This window comes from Chitinibacter sp. ZOR0017 (genome assembly GCF_000799095.1).
Lineage (GTDB): Bacteria > Pseudomonadota > Gammaproteobacteria > Burkholderiales > Chitinibacteraceae > Chitinibacter > Chitinibacter tainanensis.
Map to the genome: position 1 here is coordinate 21,426 of NZ_JTLG01000023.1, position 18,153 is coordinate 39,578.

Sequence of the window (18,153 nt, forward strand, 5' to 3'; positions counted from 1 at the left end):
GACATCAGCACATGGTTTGGACTGCTTGGCGGGCAACCCGCCGCATGACCCTATTGATTACGCTGGCCATTCTGGTCGGGCTAGGCATGATTATGCTGCTGGCCTACCAGATCAGCGCCAGCTATCAGAATCAATTTCTGGCCGCGCGACAGCATAATCTGCACGCCCAAAAAATGGTCGGCCTGCAGCTGGCGCAATGGCAGCAACAGCTGCAGCTGGGGCTCAATCCGCTCGTTTCGTCTCTACAAGCCGGCACGCCGATTGATGTCGTGGCGCAGCAATTGCCCGGCCAGCTGCGTCAACTGCCGTTTGCCAGCAATCTGGCGCTACTGGACGAACGCGGCAATGTGCTGGCGGTGGCAGATGGTCAGAGCCCCGCAGAAATGGGCCTCGACTATGGCCACGGGCTAGCGAGCAGTACGCCGGAATTACGCTGGCTGCCCGCCAGCCCTAGCGCATTGATTGCGGTCCAGACCGTGCAAAATAGTGCACAACAAACCTTGGCCACGCTGGCAGTGCGCATTGAGGCCAGCACGGTGGCGCAATTATTGGCCAACACCAGCTATGGCCCCGAGCAGGAATTGTATTTGCTTGATGCGCGCCTGCGCCCGCTTGCCCACGCCCCCGCTGAGGCACAACTGCCCAACCTGGCTAGCGGCCTGATTGCCCGTATTCAACGTGCCGAAGCCCAAACCTTGCAAATCCAGCTACCGAATGAGCCCGGCATCAGCTTATTGAGCGCGAACCAGCTCGGTAAACTGCCCTATGTGCTGTTGCTGCGCATCGACAGCCGCCATTTCCTGCAGCAATGGAAAAGTACGGTGTTTTTCTATTTGCTGGGCAGTACCTTGATGTTGTTATTGTCCTTGCTAACGGCCTATTTCTTTTGGCGTTCGCAGCGACTAGGGCGGCATTTACGGCAAAAAGAACACAAGCTTTCGGCCAGTGAGGCCCGCTTTCGGCAAATGATCGAAACCACACCCGTGGGTTTGGTCTTGGCACGCTTGCCGGACTTTTATATCACCTACATCAATCAACATGCGGCACGGGTTTTTGGCCTGCCGCAGGCGGCAGCCTTATCTAAACGGGCTTTTGAGTTGTATTACGACCGCATCGACTTTATCCATCACTCCGATAGCGCCATGAATGGCCGTGCGCTCAATAATGTGGAATGCCTCTTGCGGCATAAAGAAGGCACACCATTCTGGGCCAGCGTCTCGATGTCAGTGACCGAGGCGCACGATGGCAGCACCTTGCTGATGGGTTTAAGCGATATTACTCAGCGCAAGCGGCTTGAAGAAGAGCTAAAAAAACGTGCCACCACCGATAGCTTAAGCGGCCTTGCCAACCGCGCCTACTTCATGGAAAGCGCCGGACAAGAATTACTGCGCTGCAAACGCATGCAGCAACCCGCAGCCCTGCTGATGCTAGACATCGATTTCTTTAAGAAAATCAATGACAATTACGGCCATCAAGTGGGTGATTTGGCCATTCAAGCCATGGCCAGCCTCTGTCGTAGCCAGTTACGCGAACTCGATTTACTTGGCCGCATTGGCGGGGAAGAATTCATCGCCTTCCTGCCCGCGACCGATCTGGATACGGCAAGGCAACTGGCCGAACAATTACGCTGCGCCATTGCCGCACAAGTGATTGCAATAGAAGATGGTCGTGAGGTGCGTTTTACCAGCAGCCTGGGGCTGACCTTGATGCGCGCCGATGATCTTAATCTGGATGCCATCATGAAGCGCGCCGATGATGCGCTGTACCAGTCCAAACATCAGGGTCGTAATCGCACCAGCGAGGTGCTGTAACCACCTCACCAGCGCTTGATGTGCATCAATAATTCCTTCGGCATTCCGGCCTACAGTAAAAGCATAAACACCGGAGATGCATCATGGAAAACACACCACTCAGCACCCTCTTTTCATCGGATATTGGCCTGCTTAGCGTCTTTACCATTGGCTTTATTTTGGTGATGGCGATTTATATTTACTTGTATGTGCGTCGAAAAATCAAAGAAGATACCGCCGCGCATCAAGACCAATAATTGCGCTCACTATCAATCAAGAATGGATGCAATAAAAAACGGTGCTCATTGCACCGTTTTTTATTGCTGTGGCCCTTACTTTAAGTACACCACGAAGCGCTCTTTACTTTCACCCAAGCGCGCGACTTCTCCCAGCTCACTCCACGGCAGGGGTATTGGCGTAGAAGCCAAGCGCACCGCCACAATGCAAGCATTACCCGGCTGGGTAATCACCGGTTTGGTCGAGAAATAGCTTAGCGCTCCCACCACCGGGGAAGGCAAATTACTGGCATCAATGCAAGGCGGCTGCACACGGGCTGTGAGCAATTCTATGCGCTGCACCACCGGCCGATAGGATTTACCACTATCGATCCAGCCCTGGAATAAACCAACAAGCACCGAGAACACCAAAATCACGCCGCAAGTCCAGTTAGTAATCGCTTTACGGCCCAGTGCCCGAGGGCGCAAGAGCACCTTGCCCCACAATAGGCTCGCCACCAGTGCCAACACAAAGCCAACCCATTCAATCTGCATCGCAGCCGAGGTATAGCGGGCGAGCCAGACCGCAACCGGGCCTTGACCACCACTGAGCAAAATCCCCCAGATGACCCAAATGGCCACAGCTGCCAAGCCTAAGGTTAAAATGGCAAAGGAATTGAGCGCCGAGGCCGCGCCGCGGCGTAAGTCATCCACACCCGCAGCCGCGAGCAAACTCAAGGGCAGCAACAGTGGCAAGACTGTAAACTCGGCGGGATGGCCTGCTAGGGCAATATACAAGGTGATACCCAGCGCCAACCAGCACAACAGCGGCCACGGGCCATGCTGTAATTCCCGTCGATGCAGCCACAGCGACCATGCCGCTAGCGGCAGTACCGGAAAGGCAAACCAGACTAGGATCGAAAGCAAAAATCCCGGCTGGTGCAGCCAGACCACCTGCCCGGCACCACCATACGGCCCCCAGGCATAATTGCGCCACCAGTGCTGGAACAACTCACTACTGTGCTCATGTAGCGCATAGCCCCACAAGGCCGCCAGCGGCAAGGAAACAATCAGCGCCGTGACCAGGGTGACCGCAAAGCCAGCCTGCCGCCACGCCGGCCAGACTAGCAAACCAAGTGCCAACAACAGCAGCAATAAGGCATCCGCCCAGGTAGCCCCCAACAAGAGCGTGAGTAAACTCACCCCCAACACCAATCCAGCACTAACGGGGCGACGCTGCGCCAGTAGTAATGCGTAAATCCCCCAGGCAAAGGCCGTGAGCGGCAAGACCGCTGGCGAGATATGATGTCCCCAGGTCAGCAAGCCCAGACTGCCAAGCAGCAGCACCACGGTTAAGCGGCCAAAGCGATGGCCAAAGGCTTCCCGCCCCGCTAGCCCTGTCCCCCAGCAGGCCAAGGCCATCCATAAGCCGGTGCTAAACCGGGCGGCATCATGCAAAGCAACCCCAAACCAGCTTAGGGCATTGGCCACAATCGCTGCACACCAGAAATACAAGGGTGCGCTATCAAAATATGGTTGATCCGCCAGAAGCGGCACCACCCAAGGATTGTGGCGCAAGAGGCCGGCAATGACGGCAGCGTGCTCATTCTCCTGTGGTTTCCACGGATCATGACCAAACAGCCCCGGCAGTAGCCAAAACAGGCACAGCAGGATCAGTAGCCAGGGTTTGTCTTGTTCTTTCTGCGGCACCAGCGGCCGCGACTCGGGAGGCGTATAAGTCAGCATGGCAGAATAGAAAGGTGTTTACTTGATTGTGACATGCAGAAAACAAAAAAGGCAGCGTAGCACGCTGCCTTTTTTTGCAGAACTCGATAAATTAGCGAGAGAAACGCGCGAATTTAGAGTTGAATTTCTCGATACGACCAGCAGTATCAACGATTTTCTGTTTACCAGTGTAGAACGGGTGAGATTCAGAAGATACGTCCAGACGATATACTGGATATTCTTTGCCGTCAGTCCAAGTCATAGTCTCGGCGCTTTTCACATGCATAGTGCTGCGAGTCAGGAATTTGAAGTCCGCGCTTGCGTCGTAGAAAATAACTTCTTTGTATTCTGGATGAATTTCTGGTTTCATGGTTTTTCCTAGGGTAACGGGCGCCGGGGTTTTGCCGGCGCTACAAAACGGGCATTATCGTCGAATTGGCGTTGCGCTGCAAGCTTATCGGCGCATTGAGTCGAAGAAATCCAGATTGCTCTTCGTGGCTTTGAGCTTATCCATCAAGAATTCCATCGCTTCCAGATCATCCATTGGGTAGAGCAGCTTGCGCAGAACCCAGATTTTCTGCAGTTTATCTTGCTCGATCAGCAGCTCTTCGCGGCGAGTGCCGGATTTATTGATGTTAATAGCCGGGAAAATCCGCTTCTCAGCCATGCGGCGATCCAGCTGGATTTCATTATTACCCGTACCTTTGAATTCCTCGTAGATGACATCATCCATCCGGCTACCGGTATCGACCAGCGCGGTGGCGATAATGGTCAAACTACCACCCTCTTCGATATTGCGCGCGGCGCCGAAGAAACGTTTAGGCCGCTGCAGGGCGTTGGCATCCACACCACCGGTCAGAACTTTTCCCGAAGCAGGAATGACGGTGTTATATGCGCGCGCCAGACGGGTAATCGAATCCAGCAGGATCACCACATCTTTTTTGTGCTCAACCAGGCGTTTGGCCTTTTCGATCACCATCTCGGCTACTTGCACGTGGCGTGTAGCTGGCTCGTCAAAGGTAGAACTCACCACTTCCCCGCGTACCGAACGCTGCATCTCGGTCACTTCCTCTGGGCGCTCATCGATCAGCAAGACGATCAGCGTCACCTCAGGGTGATTAGCCGTAATCGCATGCGCGATATGCTGCAACATCACGGTTTTACCCGATTTAGGCGGGGCCACCAGCAACGCGCGCTGACCTTTACCAATCGGCGACATCAGGTCAATCACCCGGCCGGTAATGTTTTCTTCCGCTTTGATATCGCGCTCAAGATTGAGCCGCTCAGTTGGAAACAGCGGAGTCAGGTTTTCAAACAGGATTTTATGCTTGGCAGCTTCTGGGGCCTCGCCGTTGACTTTATCAACCTTTACCAGCGCAAAATAACGCTCGCCCTCTTTAGGGATACGAATTTCACCTTCGATGGTGTCACCGGTATGCAGATTAAAGCGGCGAATTTGGCTTGGGCTGATGTAAATATCATCTGGCCCTGCCAAATATGAAGTATCTGGGCTACGCAAGAAACCAAAACCATCAGGCAGAACTTCCAGCGTCCCTTCGCCGAAAATGCTCTCCCCTTTTTTGGCCCGGTTTTTCAGCAACGCAAAGATCACGTCTTGTTTGCGCATGCGGCTAGCGCCATCGATCTCTGATTGAATCGCCATATCAACAAGTTCAGAGACGTGCAGATGTTTTAGGTCGGACAAATGCATAGTATTTTTTGATTGGTACAGTAGAAAAAGGGGGGAAGGACGAAGGATGCAGCAGAGAAGTGCTGCAGTGGCGATTAATCACCACTGCAGTCAATTTAGAAGCAGACTAATTCAAAATCCAGCGCAATGTCAAATATTGCTATCGAGGAAGGCGGTCAGTTGCGATTTAGACAGTGCGCCAACTTTAGTCGATTTAACTTCGCCATCCACAAACAGCATCAGGGTTGGGATGCCGCGAATACCAAATTTCGGTGGCGTCGCTTGGTTTTCATCGATGTTGAGTTTGGCCACTTTTACACGGCCAGCATACTCTTCGGCAACTTCGTCCAGAATTGGGGCAATCATTTTGCAAGGACCACACCATTCTGCCCAGTAATCTACCAACACCGGGCCACTGGCTTGCAGAACTTCTGCGTCAAAACTCGCATCAGTGACATAGGTGATTTTATCGCTCATTGTATTCTCCAGAAGGTGGGGTCGATAGACCGAATGCTAAACAAAAAACCGGGCTAGCAAAAGCCTTTCTATAGAGCTTAGGGCATCGCAGGCGATTTCAAGCTAGTACGCCAAATTTCTGCGCAGTGGTTGCGATTAAAACGCCGCGTCTACCGCCTGCTCCAAGCGATCAACTGCAATTACCTGCAAGCCTTCAATCGGCTGTCGTGGGCGATTCGCCTTCGGAATAATCGCCAGATTAAACCCTAGCTTCGCGGCCTCACGTAAACGCTCTTGCCCGCGCTGCACAGGGCGCACTTCACCGGCGAGCCCGACTTCACCAAACACCACTAGTTTTGGTGGCAATGGGCGATTTTTAAGCGAGGACACGATCGCTATCAGCATCGCCAAATCAGCTGCCGGCTCGCTAATTCGCACCCCCCCCACCGCATTAATAAAGACGTCCTGATCAAAGGCGGCAATCCCGGCATGACGGTGTAATACGGCTAACAAAAGCGCTAGCCGGTTTTGCTCCACCCCAACCGCCAGACGTTTTACCTGGGCGGCATGGGCATCATCGACGAGCGCCTGCACTTCGACCAGCATCTGCCGCGAGCCTTCCTGCGTGACCATCACACAACTACCCGCCACCGGTACTTCATGCTGGCTTAAAAACAATGCCGACGGGTTTGCGACCTCGCGCAAGCCCTTATCGGTCATGGCAAAGACTCCCAATTCATTCACCGCACCAAAGCGATTTTTGATCGCCCGAATTAAGCGAAAACTAGAGTGGGTATCGCCTTCAAAGTACAGTACCGCATCGACGATATGCTCCAGCACGCGTGGACCGGCTAGCGCGCCTTCTTTGGTCACATGCCCGACGAGCAAAATTGAAGTCCCGTGCCGCTTTGCAAAGCGGGTTAACTGCGCCGAACATTCGCGCACTTGCGCCACGCTGCCCGGCGCACTGGTCAGCGCCTCGGTGTAGATCGTCTGAATCGAATCAATAACCGCCACTTTGGGGGCTTCTCGCTCCAAAGCCAGCAGGATTTTCTCAAGGCTAATTTCCGGATAGAGGCGCACCCCTGCCGCCGGCACCTCGAGACGCCGGGCCCGCAAAGCAATTTGCTGGGCCGATTCTTCACCGCTGACATACAGCACAGCGTGCTCTTGAGCTAAGCGGGATAATGCCTGCAGCAATAAGGTTGATTTACCGATACCGGGGTCACCGCCAATCAACACCACGCCACCGGGCACCAGACCGCCGCCCAAGACACGATCCAATTCGCTGAGTTGGGTTGGCGTGCGGGGCAGCTCTTCGGCCTCCACCGCAGATAAATCCTTAATCTGCCCATCCGCGGCCAGGCTTTGAAACCGCCCTTGGGTTGTCGCTGGGGAACTGACCTGCTCTTCTAGCGCATTCCATTCACCACATTGCGGACACTGGCCTTGCCATTTGGGCGAAAGCCCCCCGCAGCTGCGGCATACATACTGGGTTTTACCTTTACTCATTACATCCTCGAAAAACAACGGCCCGCATCGCGGGCCGTGAGCTGACGGTGAATGTGGCCATTATATGTATTTAAACAGGCTCAACTCCTGCACTTGGGCAAAAGATTTACGCGCTGCATCCAGCACCATCTGGTTTTGCGCAAACTCACTGATCGCTGAGGCGTAATCCAAATCCTGCAGACCCGACAGGGTTTTGGCATGCTGCAGTTTCAGATCTTCGGTCGTATCGTTGACCGACTCGGTTTCTTTCATCCGCGCCCCTAAATAAGAGCGCACTGTCAGCACATTGCCCAGCGCATTGGATAAATCAGATAAGGCCGTATTGAGTTGATTTTGAAACGCCGCCCCGCCAGTCGACCCTGAACCAGGGTTATTGAGTGCACTCGAGAGCGCGCCCAAGGTCGCAAACAAATCAACATTGCTACTTGGCTTAACGGTAAATTGGTCGCCCACTGCCGGCGCACCTTTCACACTCAATTTCACACCAAAATCCCAAGCAGCAGCCGTTTCACCGGTTTGCTTGGCAAAAATAATATCACCGCCTTCGGTATAAGTACGCGGGAATGCCGTACCCGCTGCCCGCGGGATCGTCGCCCCATCAATCAAAGAGGTATTGGTGGTGTTATTGATCAGATCATAAGTCGTAACGGTTTTATTGGGGTCTAGCGGATCAGGCAAGACCTGAAAAGCCACCTTAAAATCCCGTGGGGCCGGCGCATTCGCCCACGCGGTGCTATTTAAAACCTCACCGGGGCTCACAATCCCGGTGCCTGTATTGGTTGCGGTATAGGCAGTCACAAAAGTGCCGTTGCCGTTTTTGATCCGCTGAAACGCATCAGCACCGGATTCAGAAATCGGAATCTGCCGCCCATCAGAGATCTGCACCAAGCGCTGGCCATCATCGCCGTTGTATACCACTTGCCCAAAGGTTGTTTCGGTAAAGGGGCGCACATCGCCTTTGTAGCCAGAAAACAGATAATTCCCCTGACCGTCGGTGGTATTCACCAGCCCCAGCAGCTCCTGATAACGCCCTTGCAGCTCGGCATCTTTCATTTTCTTTTCTGCAGGGCCCAGCGCCGGATTACCGGCACTCACTGCAAGTTCTTGCACGTTCTGAATCAGATTCATTACTTGATCCAGCGTGCTATCCGACAGGCGCATAAACGAGTCCGCGGCCGTACTATTGGTGCTGTACTGCTCCTGAATCGATTTGGCCTGCGTAATATCCAAAATGCGCGCCGAAGCAATCGGATCATCGGCCGGCGTTAAAATCTTGCGCCCAGTCGAGAGCTGATTTTGCAGCTTGGCCTGATCGGCAATATGGCGCTGTAGATTGCCGCTGCCGATATTAAAAAGGGTGGTGGTTGCGATCCGCATGATCAAACTCCTTAACGACCAATATTCAGGATTTCCTGAAAGGCCGTTTGCGCAATCTGGATAACTTTACTGGCAGCCTGATAGGCCTGCTGATAACGCAACAGGTTGGCCGCCTCTTCATCCAAACTCACGGCCGACACCGAGTCACGGCTGTCTTCCGCGTTACTTAATAATTTATCTTGAGCCTTGCTCATGATGGTGGCTTCATTGGTCTGGGTACCAATTTTGCTCACCATCCGGCCATAGGATTCCTGATACGTGGCGGTACCACCTTCCAGAATCCGGGTGGTCTGCAGCTTGCCCAGCGCCAGGCCATTGCGGTTATCGGCCGAGCCGCCAATATTCGACGTCACATTAATGACGTCACCGGTTGCGGGCGTGCCATCCAGCTTCATCGTCCAGCCGTTCACATTCAGACTCATCCCTGGCGTATAAGTTTGCGCCGCCGAGGTAACCCCAGTCACGGTATCGGTATAGGTAAAGCTAGTCGGCGAAGTGAAATTGATATTCACCGGATTGCGAATCGCCGGGTTAAGTGCAGCATCGGTGCTGCTCACACTCGGCGTATTCACCACATGATCTACCACTTTCAGGCTGCCGGTATTGGCTTTAGCCACGGTCGCCAGCATGGGCGCTGCCACGGCAATCTGTTTAGGGTCAGTAATGCGCACTGACAAAGAGCTAATCACCCCTTCTAGCGGTTTGAGCACAAAGCGGTCATTCGGGTTCATCGTGCCCGAAGCGATTTGAAAGCTCATCCCATCCTGCTGAATACCCTGCGCCATTTGCGCGGCAGTGTACGATGTGCGTGTGCCATCGCTCATCCGGTACAGCGAATAATTGCTGCCATCAAAGCTCAGCTCATAATTACTGGCCGTGAGCTGGCTAATATCGCTGATATAGCCTGTCAGTTGCGCCGTACCAGTGTTTTTGCTGTTGCTATTAATCGTGCCAATCGCTGGTGGGAAAGCAAAGCTGCCTTGGGCCGGTAAGCTTAAGCTGGCCGACGCGGCGGATAGCGTTAATCCTGTAACCGGATCGGTACTACCCAAATTCACCACCCCGCTGGTAGCGCCATCCGACAAACGTTTGATGACATAACCAGTACCGCTGGCCGTAATCGAAAAATCACTGCTTTCATTTGTGCCATTGGGTGAAGTCGCCCGGATATTGGTGCCGCCGACGCTAAATTCCACGAAATTACTGCGTGGAATATCAAACAAATTACGACCCAAATTGCCGTTCAAATCTTGCCCGGCTTTGTGTTGCTGGTTGAATGATTCCACCATACCCAGCGCTGTGCGCTCAAGGCTATTTTGTGCCAAGTCCAGCGCCTGATTACGGTAATCCAGCAAGGCGCCTAGTTGCCCACCTGCCAGCTGTGATTCCGGCATAAAGATGGTTTGGTTATCCTGCATATAACCAACGGTAATGCGGCTTGGGTCGGCCGGGTTGCTATCGGCCACCAGCTTGCTCACACTACCGCCCACCACTAGCCCCTGCCCATTACCCACAAACACGTTGATGCTGCCATCATCCATGGTCATGGTATTGGCTTTCACCAGTTTATTCAGGTCTTTAACCAGTAAGTCACGCTGATCCAAGAGATCATTAGGCGGCTGGCCTGACGATTGGGCCACCACGATTTTGTTATTAAGCTCGGCGATTTGCTGGGTATAGCTATTAATCGAATTCACTGCATTGCTGATTTCGCCATTCAGCGCATTGCGCTGCTCTTGCAGACGCTGGTTGAACACCTGAAAGCGGTTAACTAAGGTTTGTGCGCTGGTCAGCATGGCTTGCCGCGCAGGCGGGCTGGCCGGATTGGTGGTGACGTTTTGCACCGAGCTGAAAAAGTCTTGCAGCGCAGGAGACACCCCGGCATTGGGGTCGGCCACAATATTGTTAATTTCGGTCAGGTGCGCGAGCCGGGTTTGCTGATAGCTCGATTGAGTCTGCGCCACTTCCACTGCTTTGGTCAGAAAGCGATCATACATCCGGGCGATGGTATCCACCTGTACGCCCAGGCCGTTAAAGCCGCTACCGGATAGCAGCGGATACGGCGCACTCTGGCGCAATACCTGACGGGAAAACCCGTCGGTATTCACATTCGAAATATTATGGCCGGTGGTGGTAATGCCCAGATTGGCGGCATTAAGCCCCGACACGCCAATATTGAAAACAGATGATGCCATGATCTAACCCCTTGCAGTCTCTATCGGTGGCTGGCGGCTTAACTTGAGCGCGCCATACCCAGATGAGCGGCGACCCGGTCTGCAATGCGGGTCAGTTTTTGTACATACTTCGGATCGGTGGCATAGCCACCATTGGCGAGGGCCTGAGCAAAGCCCAAGGCGCTATTGCCCTGCGCCAAGGCATCGCCGTAACGGCGTTTCAATAGCCCGGCGTAATCAGCCAGCGCATCGCCATAAGAGTCGTAAGCGCGGAATTTCTCGATGCGCTTTTGCGCAATCCCATCCACGTATTCGGTGGTCAATACATCCACCGTTTTGCCCTGCCAGCCCGCACCGGCTTTTATCCCGAACAGATTGTGCGAATCGCCGCCGTCGGCAGTTTTAATATTTTTGCGCCCCCAGCCGGTTTCCAGCGCCGCATGCGCGAGCAGTAGATGGGGCGAAAGGCCCAGCGCCTGCGCCGTGGTTTTGGCCGCCTCGCCCAGCTTATCCAGAAAGGCCGGTGCCGCGCCGCCGGCTTGGGCATCGAGCTTGCCACTCACAGCGGACGTAGCGGCAAGGGGCGCGACCTCGGCGGCAGGTTTTGCCGCCCGCACACTAATCCCACCAGCCAGCTGCACCGTAGGCTTGCGCAACTGTGGCAAGAGCTGCCCTGCAAGCGGCGAAGTGGCCACCTCTTTCAAGAGCGCCGGGTTGCGCTGGATTTCCAGCTGTTTAACGATGGTATTGGCAAAGCCGATACCGCCATTTTGCGCCCAGGTTGTGGCCCATTGCTGATCGCGCATCGCGCGGAAGGTATCGCCGGCAACGCCTTGTTCCAGCTCGTTTTGCGGCACTGATTTGCGCATGGCGGTGAGCATTTGCTGCAGTAATAAGGCTTCAAATTGCTGCGCTACGGCCTTGGTCGCAGCCGGGCTTTGCGCAGCCGCACCCGCGCGCAAACGATCCAGACTACGTGGATCGGCACTCATACCGGCTGAATCAAAGGGGGCGACGGTGCGCATGGCAAACTCCTGCAAACAGGACCATTACCAAGCAAAGAGCGTGCCGAAAATAAAAAACGCGCCACAAGGGGCGCGCCAGGCAACCAGGCCATAGGGGTATAGGTCCACAAACCAATCCAATCAAAGACTAGAGCACCATACCCCCAAGGCAACCAATAAGGACTTAGATCACTTCCAGCTCGGCATTAAGCGCCCCGGCAATTTTCATTGCCTGCAAAATCGCCAGCAAATCTTGCGGTGTAGCGCCGACCGCATTCAGCGCGCGCACCACCTGATTGAGATTCGTGGCCTTGGGCAAGCGCACCACCGGGCCTTTGCCTACTTCGATATCAATCTCAGCATTTTGCACTTTCACCGGCTTGGCATTGGTCAGCGGATTGGGCTGCTCCACTTTGTTATCGGCCAGAATCGTCACCGTCAGATTGCCGTGGGCAATCGCACACGGATCGACCGTGACTGCCTGATTCATCACCACCGAGCCGGTGCGGGCATTGATGATCACCTTGGGCGACGCTTCGGCCGGGGTGACATTCAGATTTTCCAGCCGAGCCAGAAAGGCCACGCGCTGGTTTGGATCTTGCGGTGCGCGCACCTGAATTACCCGCCCATCCAGCGCCGCCGCCACCGGCCCAACCTGACCATTGATGGCATTGACCACGCGATTAGCGGTAGAAAAATCGCTTTTCAGCAATTCGAGCTGGATAAACTCGCCATTACCCAGCAAAGTCGGCACCGCCCGCTCCACCGTGGCCCCGGCCGGAATCCGCCCGGTCGCCAGTTGATTCACTTGCGTACTAGAGCCACCGGCCGCCGCGCCAGCACCAGCCACCACCAGATTACCCTGTGCCATGGCATAAATTTGCCCATCGGCCCCTTTCAGTGGTGCCATCAGCAAAGTGCCGCCGCGCAGGCTTTTGGCATTCCCGATTGAAGACACCACAATATCCAAGGGTTGCCCCGGGCGCGCAAACGGTGGCAAGGTTGCCGTTACCGTTACTGCGGCCACGTTTTTGAGCTGCATATTGCCCCCGGTGGGCACCTGCACCCCCATATTGGTGAGCATATTCATCACCGATTGCACGGTGAAGGGGGTTTGCGTGGTCTGATCGCCGCTACCATCCAAACCCACCACCAACCCATAACCCACCAGCTGGTTATTGCGCACGCCTGAAAAACTAGCCAGATCTTTTAATTTATCGGCATACACTGGCAGGGTATACACACAAAGCGCAATGGCAATAATAAGCTTACGCATATACCCCTCCATTAAAATGGCCACACCGACAGAAAGAAGCGCTGCATCCAGCCCACGGTATTGGCGTCATTAATTGCGCCCTGCCCCACTTGCTCGATGCGGGCATCCGCCACCCGAGTCGACGACACCGTATTGCCAGCTTTCACATCGTTAGGATTCACTACCCCGGTAAAGCGCAGCACATTGTTATAGCCATTCACCACAATCTGCTTATCGCCACCGACCGCCAGATTGCCATTGGGCAAAACATCGGTCACGGTCACTGCGATCGAGCCTTTGAAGGTATTGGTGCTATTGGTTTCACCTTTGCCGGCAAAGGTGTTGGTACTACTTAGGTCAGCCGTGGCATTAAACAGCTTGGTGATCGCTGAAGGCAGATACGGCACATCGGCAGAGCCCTCTAGCGTGAACGAGCCATTGCGGTTGGTGCTGCTATTGGCTTTGTTAGCGGCCGACAGGGTTTCTTCAATCGTCACCACTAAAATATCGCCGACCCGGCGCGCATTCGGCTCTTCGAATAGCAAGCGGGCCGTGCCGGGCTGGAAAATTGCACCATTATTCGCCGCCGTCACCACCGCTGGCTGCGCGCGGGCCGAGGTGGGCTGAGTAATCACACTTTGTGGCGCAACGCAGGCATTAAGCAATACGGCCAGCCCAAGTGCGCCCAGCATGCGCAAGAAACGGAAGCGAATCATCATTTACAGTTGAGCCAGTTTGGCCAGCATTTGGTCGGTAGTGGTGACAGAGCGCGAATTCATTTCAAATGCGCGCTGCGCCTGAATCATATTAATCAGCTCTTCCGTGGCATTCACGTTCGAGGTTTCGGTGTAACCCTGATTGATCGCGCCCAAGCCATTGGTGCCCGGCTGGCCCACGGTGGGCGCTCCACTGGCCACCGTTTCACGATACAGGTTGCCCCCCATCGACTCTAAACCCGGCGGATTAATAAAGGTCGCGGTCTGGATATTACCGATTTGCACCGGCGCTGCCGCATTATTATTCACAATGGCCGACACGGTGCCATCGGCGGCGACGGTCACCTTGGTGGTGCCTTGCGGCACCTGAATCGCAGGCGACAACTCGTAACCACTGGAGGTTACGATAGTGCCCTGGCTATTCACCTGAAACGCGCCATCACGGGTATAACCGGTGGTGCCATCGGGCAAAGCAATCTGGAAGAAACCATCGCCATTGATCGCCAGATCCAGCGCACCCTCGGTACGCTGCAGATTGCCCACCGAGTGATTGCGCACCGTAGCCACCACCTGCGCACCAGTACCGACATACACGCCGGTCGGCAAGCTGGTTTGCTGGCTCGACGCCCCGCCGGCCTGGCGCAAGGTTTGGTACATCAGGTCTTCAAACACCGCGCGTTCGCGCTTATAACCATTGGTGTTCACGTTGGCCAGATTGTGCGACACGACATCAATATTGAATGTCATGGCATCCATGCCGGTTTTGGCGGTCCACAGCGAGCGCATCATGATGCGGGCTTCCTTCTTAAAGCTTTAACTATCGATTAGCCGTTCAGATTCAGCAGCGAGCTGGCTGAGCGGGCATTTTGATCAGCGGTTTGCAGCAACTTGATCTGCAAATCAAAGTGGCGCTGGGTAGAGATCATATTCACCAGCTGTTCCACCGCATTAACATTACTACCTTCAATCACCCCTGAAGCCACGGTCACCGCCGGATCGGCTTGGGCCACTTGCCCATCGCGCAGGCGAAATAAGCCATCCATGCCTTTTTCGAGCTGGTTTTCCGGCGGATTCACCAGCTTCAGCCGGCCAACTTCCACCACCTGCCCGGGGTTGGTGATATCAATCGCACTCACCGTGCCATCCAGTGCAAACACCACCCGGCTATTTTCCGGCACCGTGAGCGGGCCATTTTCGCCCTGCACAATTTCACCGGCGGTGTTTTTCAGCAAACCACTGGCATCCACCATCAAGCTGCCATTGCGGGTATAGGCTTCGCCGGTTGCGGTTTGCACGGTGAGCCAGCCTTTTTCACGAATCGCGATATCCAGATCACGGCCGGTTTGCTGAAAGCTGCCGGCAGTCATATCTGCGCCAGGGGTTTGCTGCACCGTAAACGCGCGAGTTGAGAGGCCAGGGCCACCCAAGACCGGAATAGCCCGGGCGGCAGCCAACTCGGCCCGAAAACCTGGCGTTGAGGTATTGGCCAGATTATTGGCGATGGTGGTCTGGCGCACTTCACTATTGCGGGCGCCAGTCATCGCCACATAAATCAGTCTATCCATGAATTAAGACTTATCGCAGGTTCACAATGGTTTGCATGATGGTGTCTTGCGCTTTGACGGTCTGCGCATTGGCCTGATAGTTACGCTGGGCGGTAATCAGGTTCACCAGCTCGCTAGTCAGATCGACGTTGGAGTCTTCCAAAGCGGCGGCTTGCAGCAAACCGGTATTACCACGACCCGGGGCATTGGTCAGCGGTTGCCCAGAGTTAAACGACTCGGCCCAGCGGTTATCACCCAGTGGCTGCAAGCCCTGTGGATTGGTGAAGGTTGAGAGCACGATCTTGGCCACATTGCGGCTTTGCCCATTGGAATAGCGCCCTTGCACGACCCCTTCTTTACTCACCGAAATACCGGTCAAAATCCCATCGGTATAACCATCTTGCGTGAGGGTATTCACGTTATACGGGCTACCAAACTGGGTCGATTTATCAAAGTACATCTGGAAATTCAGCCCAGACGAACCATTATTCAGTGCGGCGGCACTCACCGAGAAGGTGCTGCCGCCGGTTGGCAAGCCGGTGGGCTTACCATTGGTATCGAAAGTCAGCGTGGTTTTCAGGCCTGCCGCAGCGGCCGCGGTGGCCGATGCCGTTTGTGCGGCGGCCAGTACTGTTGCAGCAGTTGCGCCGGGCGCTGCCGCCGCGGTGGCTGCCGCGGTGGCCACTGCAGCTGCCGCTGCGGTACCTTCGGTGGCGGCTGCGGCCGCGATTGCGGCATTCACCGAAGCGGCTGTCGCACCACCAATCGAGGCTGCGGTCGTGGCAGCAGAAATCGTTGCCGCTGATTGCACCCCGATTGAGGCATCAGAATTCACCACCTTGCCATCCAAGGTGTAGCGCACATCCCAAGTATTGGTCGCGCCACCTGCAGCCGGGTCTTGCTTGCGGAAGTAATAAGTCTGCGTATGCGCCACACCCAGCGAGTCATAGACTGTCGCCGAGGTCGAGTAGTTGTAAGTGGTTGGGTCAGTCGATGAGAACGTAATGCTGGCCGGAATCACTTTATCCGCCGCATTCAGGTTCAGACCCATGGTCAAACCTGCGCCGGTCACGCCTGAGGCACCAGTGGCACGCGCGCCAATATTGGAAAACTGCAGCTGAATCGGCTGTGGTGTAGAGCCTTCCAGGAAAATACCGGTACCGGCATCCACTGGCCAGCCAGTTAAAAACTGGCCGTTATTCACGATAAAACCTTCTTTATCCAGCTGAAACTGGCCATTACGCGCATAGCTGATACTGCCGGTTTGATCCTGCATACGGAAAAAACCATTCCCGGTAATCGCAATATCCAGCGGGCTATTGGTGGTGGTGGTATTACCCTGCGAAAACTGCTGGGCAATCGTGGTCACTTTGGCACCAATCCCGGCAATATTGGCGGCAGTACCAAAGGTGCTGGCATAAATATCGGCAAATTCAGCGCGCGAGCCTTTAAAGCCAACGGTATTCACGTTGGCAACGTTATTGCCGATCACGTCCAGATTTTTGGCCGCTGCATTCAGGCCACTTAAACCTTGCTGGAAACCCATGATTCGCTCCTTACTTAGGCTTTCGCATCGCGGATCTGCACGATGGTGCCGAATCCTGTTTTATTACCGTTGGTGAGATAGACACTCACGCCATCGCTACCAAACTCGACTGACTTGGCGATTTGCCAGGTCGTTGGCAGTAAAGCAATATCCTTGCCATCTTTCACGGCCGAGGCGGTAATCGTGTAATTACCGGCCGCGGCCATGCTGCCGTCCGGTTTTTTACCATCCCAATTCACCTGCACCAGACCGGATGTCGTGGTATTGACTGGCAATTTGGTCACTTCCACGCCTTTTTCGTCGCGAATCGTCACAAAGCCATTACTCGCCCCATCTGGCACGGTAACGCGCAGATCTGCAGCCGTTGAGCCATCAAAGCGGAAACCGTTGCCGGGCGAGAGGATTTCTTTGCCGATCAGATTTGCCGCCTGCATCACCTGCGTGCCGGCATACATGCCGGCCATTTGCGACATGGTTTGGTTGAGTTTTTCGATCCCGCTCACCGTATTGATCTGAGCGATCTGGCTGGTGGTTTGCGCGTTATCCATCGGATTCATCGGATCTTGAGTTTGCAGCTGCTTGACCAGCAATTTCATAAAGCGATCTTGCTGCTCTTCCATTTCCGTTTTGGTCGTGGTTTTGCGCGTATTGAGCGAGCTGTAATCAAACGAAGAACCAGAAACTGGGGTGGTAGCCATGATTTAACTCCTCAATTACACCTGACCCAGCGACAGCGTACGCATCAGCAGGGTTTTGGCGGTATTCATCACATCAATATTGGTTTGGTAAGAACGCGAGGCCGAGATCATATTGGTCATCTCATCCACCACATTCACATTCGGCATTGCCACATAGCCATTGGCATCGGCAAACGGGCTTTTCGGGTCAAACACCATCTTGGGCGGTGATTGATCTTCGATCACCCCCGCCACCTGCACTCCCACCGATTGCTTGTTACTCGCCGTTAAAGGCTGAGCCTGAAACACCACCTGCTTGGCACGGTAGGGTTGGCCGTTGGAGCTGGTAATCGATTCCGCATTGGCCAGATTACTGGCCACGGCATTCAGGCGCGCCGATTGCGCCCGCATCCCCGAAGCCGCCACATCAAATACTCGAAACATCGACATGCTGTTGTGCGCCTTTTACTTG

17 protein-coding genes are annotated in these 18,153 nt (G+C 54.7%); 2 read left to right on the top strand and 15 right to left on the bottom strand.

The features are described 5' to 3' along the window. The first annotated feature begins 44 nt into the window (after positions 1–44). A complete protein-coding gene (locus L991_RS08965) occupies positions 45–1,811 on the top strand; it encodes a GGDEF domain-containing protein (protein ID WP_047394398.1) in 1,767 nt (588 codons plus the stop codon). 83 nt (positions 1,812–1,894) lie between these two features. Beyond that, positions 1,895–2,047 carry a DUF3149 domain-containing protein gene (locus L991_RS16960; RefSeq protein ID WP_081986607.1) on the top strand — a complete coding sequence of 51 codons (153 nt, stop codon included), beginning with the start codon at positions 1,895–1,897 and terminating at the stop codon, positions 2,045–2,047. Between the two features lie 75 nt (positions 2,048–2,122). Here L991_RS16960 and L991_RS08970 read toward each other — a convergent pair whose 3' ends face one another. The 15 genes from L991_RS08970 to flgC all read right to left on the bottom strand — a co-directional run bounded on the left by L991_RS08970 (position 2,123) and on the right by flgC (position 18,131). Next, positions 2,123–3,751, bottom strand: a complete 1,629-nt coding sequence (locus tag L991_RS08970) for a hypothetical protein (protein WP_047394400.1) — start codon at positions 3,749–3,751, stop codon at positions 2,123–2,125. A gap of 91 nt (positions 3,752–3,842) precedes the next feature. After that, a complete protein-coding gene (locus L991_RS08975; RefSeq protein ID WP_028448614.1) occupies positions 3,843–4,100 on the bottom strand; it encodes a type B 50S ribosomal protein L31 in 258 nt (85 codons plus the stop codon). 84 nt (positions 4,101–4,184) lie between these two features. Then, on the bottom strand, positions 4,185–5,441 hold the full coding sequence (gene rho, locus L991_RS08980; RefSeq protein ID WP_028448613.1) for a transcription termination factor Rho: 1,257 nt from the start codon (positions 5,439–5,441) through the stop codon (positions 4,185–4,187). A 129-nt stretch (positions 5,442–5,570) separates the two neighbouring features. Then, positions 5,571–5,897, bottom strand: a complete 327-nt coding sequence (gene trxA, locus L991_RS08985) for a thioredoxin TrxA (protein ID WP_028448612.1) — start codon at positions 5,895–5,897, stop codon at positions 5,571–5,573. A gap of 135 nt (positions 5,898–6,032) precedes the next feature. After that, positions 6,033–7,388: a DNA repair protein RadA gene (gene radA, locus L991_RS08990; RefSeq protein ID WP_047394403.1), complete on the bottom strand. Its 1,356-nt coding sequence runs from the start codon at positions 7,386–7,388 to the stop codon at positions 6,033–6,035. Positions 7,389–7,448: 60 nt separating this feature from the next. After that, entirely contained in the window at positions 7,449–8,765 is a 1,317-nt protein-coding gene (gene flgL, locus L991_RS08995) for a flagellar hook-associated protein FlgL (RefSeq protein ID WP_047394406.1), read from the bottom strand. Between the two features lie 11 nt (positions 8,766–8,776). Beyond that, the gene (gene flgK, locus L991_RS09000) at positions 8,777–10,960 is read right to left on the bottom strand and encodes a flagellar hook-associated protein FlgK (RefSeq protein ID WP_047394409.1); all 2,184 of its coding nucleotides are present in this window, start codon (positions 10,958–10,960) and stop codon (positions 8,777–8,779) included. Between the two features lie 38 nt (positions 10,961–10,998). Further along, positions 10,999–11,964, bottom strand: a complete 966-nt coding sequence (gene flgJ / locus L991_RS09005) for a flagellar assembly peptidoglycan hydrolase FlgJ (RefSeq protein WP_047394412.1) — start codon at positions 11,962–11,964, stop codon at positions 10,999–11,001. Positions 11,965–12,127: 163 nt separating this feature from the next. After that, the gene (locus tag L991_RS09010; RefSeq protein WP_197053852.1) at positions 12,128–13,219 is read right to left on the bottom strand and encodes a flagellar basal body P-ring protein FlgI; all 1,092 of its coding nucleotides are present in this window, start codon (positions 13,217–13,219) and stop codon (positions 12,128–12,130) included. An 11-nt stretch (positions 13,220–13,230) separates the two neighbouring features. Beyond that, positions 13,231–13,917, bottom strand: coding sequence for a flagellar basal body L-ring protein FlgH (locus L991_RS09015; protein ID WP_231550523.1), 687 nt, complete (start codon positions 13,915–13,917; stop codon positions 13,231–13,233). Further along, entirely contained in the window at positions 13,918–14,703 is a 786-nt protein-coding gene (gene flgG, locus L991_RS09020) for a flagellar basal-body rod protein FlgG (RefSeq protein WP_028448605.1), read from the bottom strand. Positions 14,704–14,738: 35 nt separating this feature from the next. Continuing rightward, positions 14,739–15,479 carry a flagellar basal-body rod protein FlgF gene (flgF, locus tag L991_RS09025; RefSeq protein ID WP_028448604.1) on the bottom strand — a complete coding sequence of 247 codons (741 nt, stop codon included), beginning with the start codon at positions 15,477–15,479 and terminating at the stop codon, positions 14,739–14,741. A 10-nt stretch (positions 15,480–15,489) separates the two neighbouring features. Continuing rightward, on the bottom strand, positions 15,490–17,004 hold the full coding sequence (locus L991_RS09030; RefSeq protein ID WP_047394419.1) for a flagellar hook protein FlgE: 1,515 nt from the start codon (positions 17,002–17,004) through the stop codon (positions 15,490–15,492). A gap of 14 nt (positions 17,005–17,018) precedes the next feature. Next, positions 17,019–17,702 carry a flagellar hook assembly protein FlgD gene (locus tag L991_RS09035; RefSeq protein WP_051258654.1) on the bottom strand — a complete coding sequence of 228 codons (684 nt, stop codon included), beginning with the start codon at positions 17,700–17,702 and terminating at the stop codon, positions 17,019–17,021. A 15-nt stretch (positions 17,703–17,717) separates the two neighbouring features. Further along, positions 17,718–18,131, bottom strand: coding sequence for a flagellar basal body rod protein FlgC (flgC, locus tag L991_RS09040; RefSeq protein WP_047394421.1), 414 nt, complete (start codon positions 18,129–18,131; stop codon positions 17,718–17,720). Between the last annotated feature and the right edge of the window lie 22 nt (positions 18,132–18,153).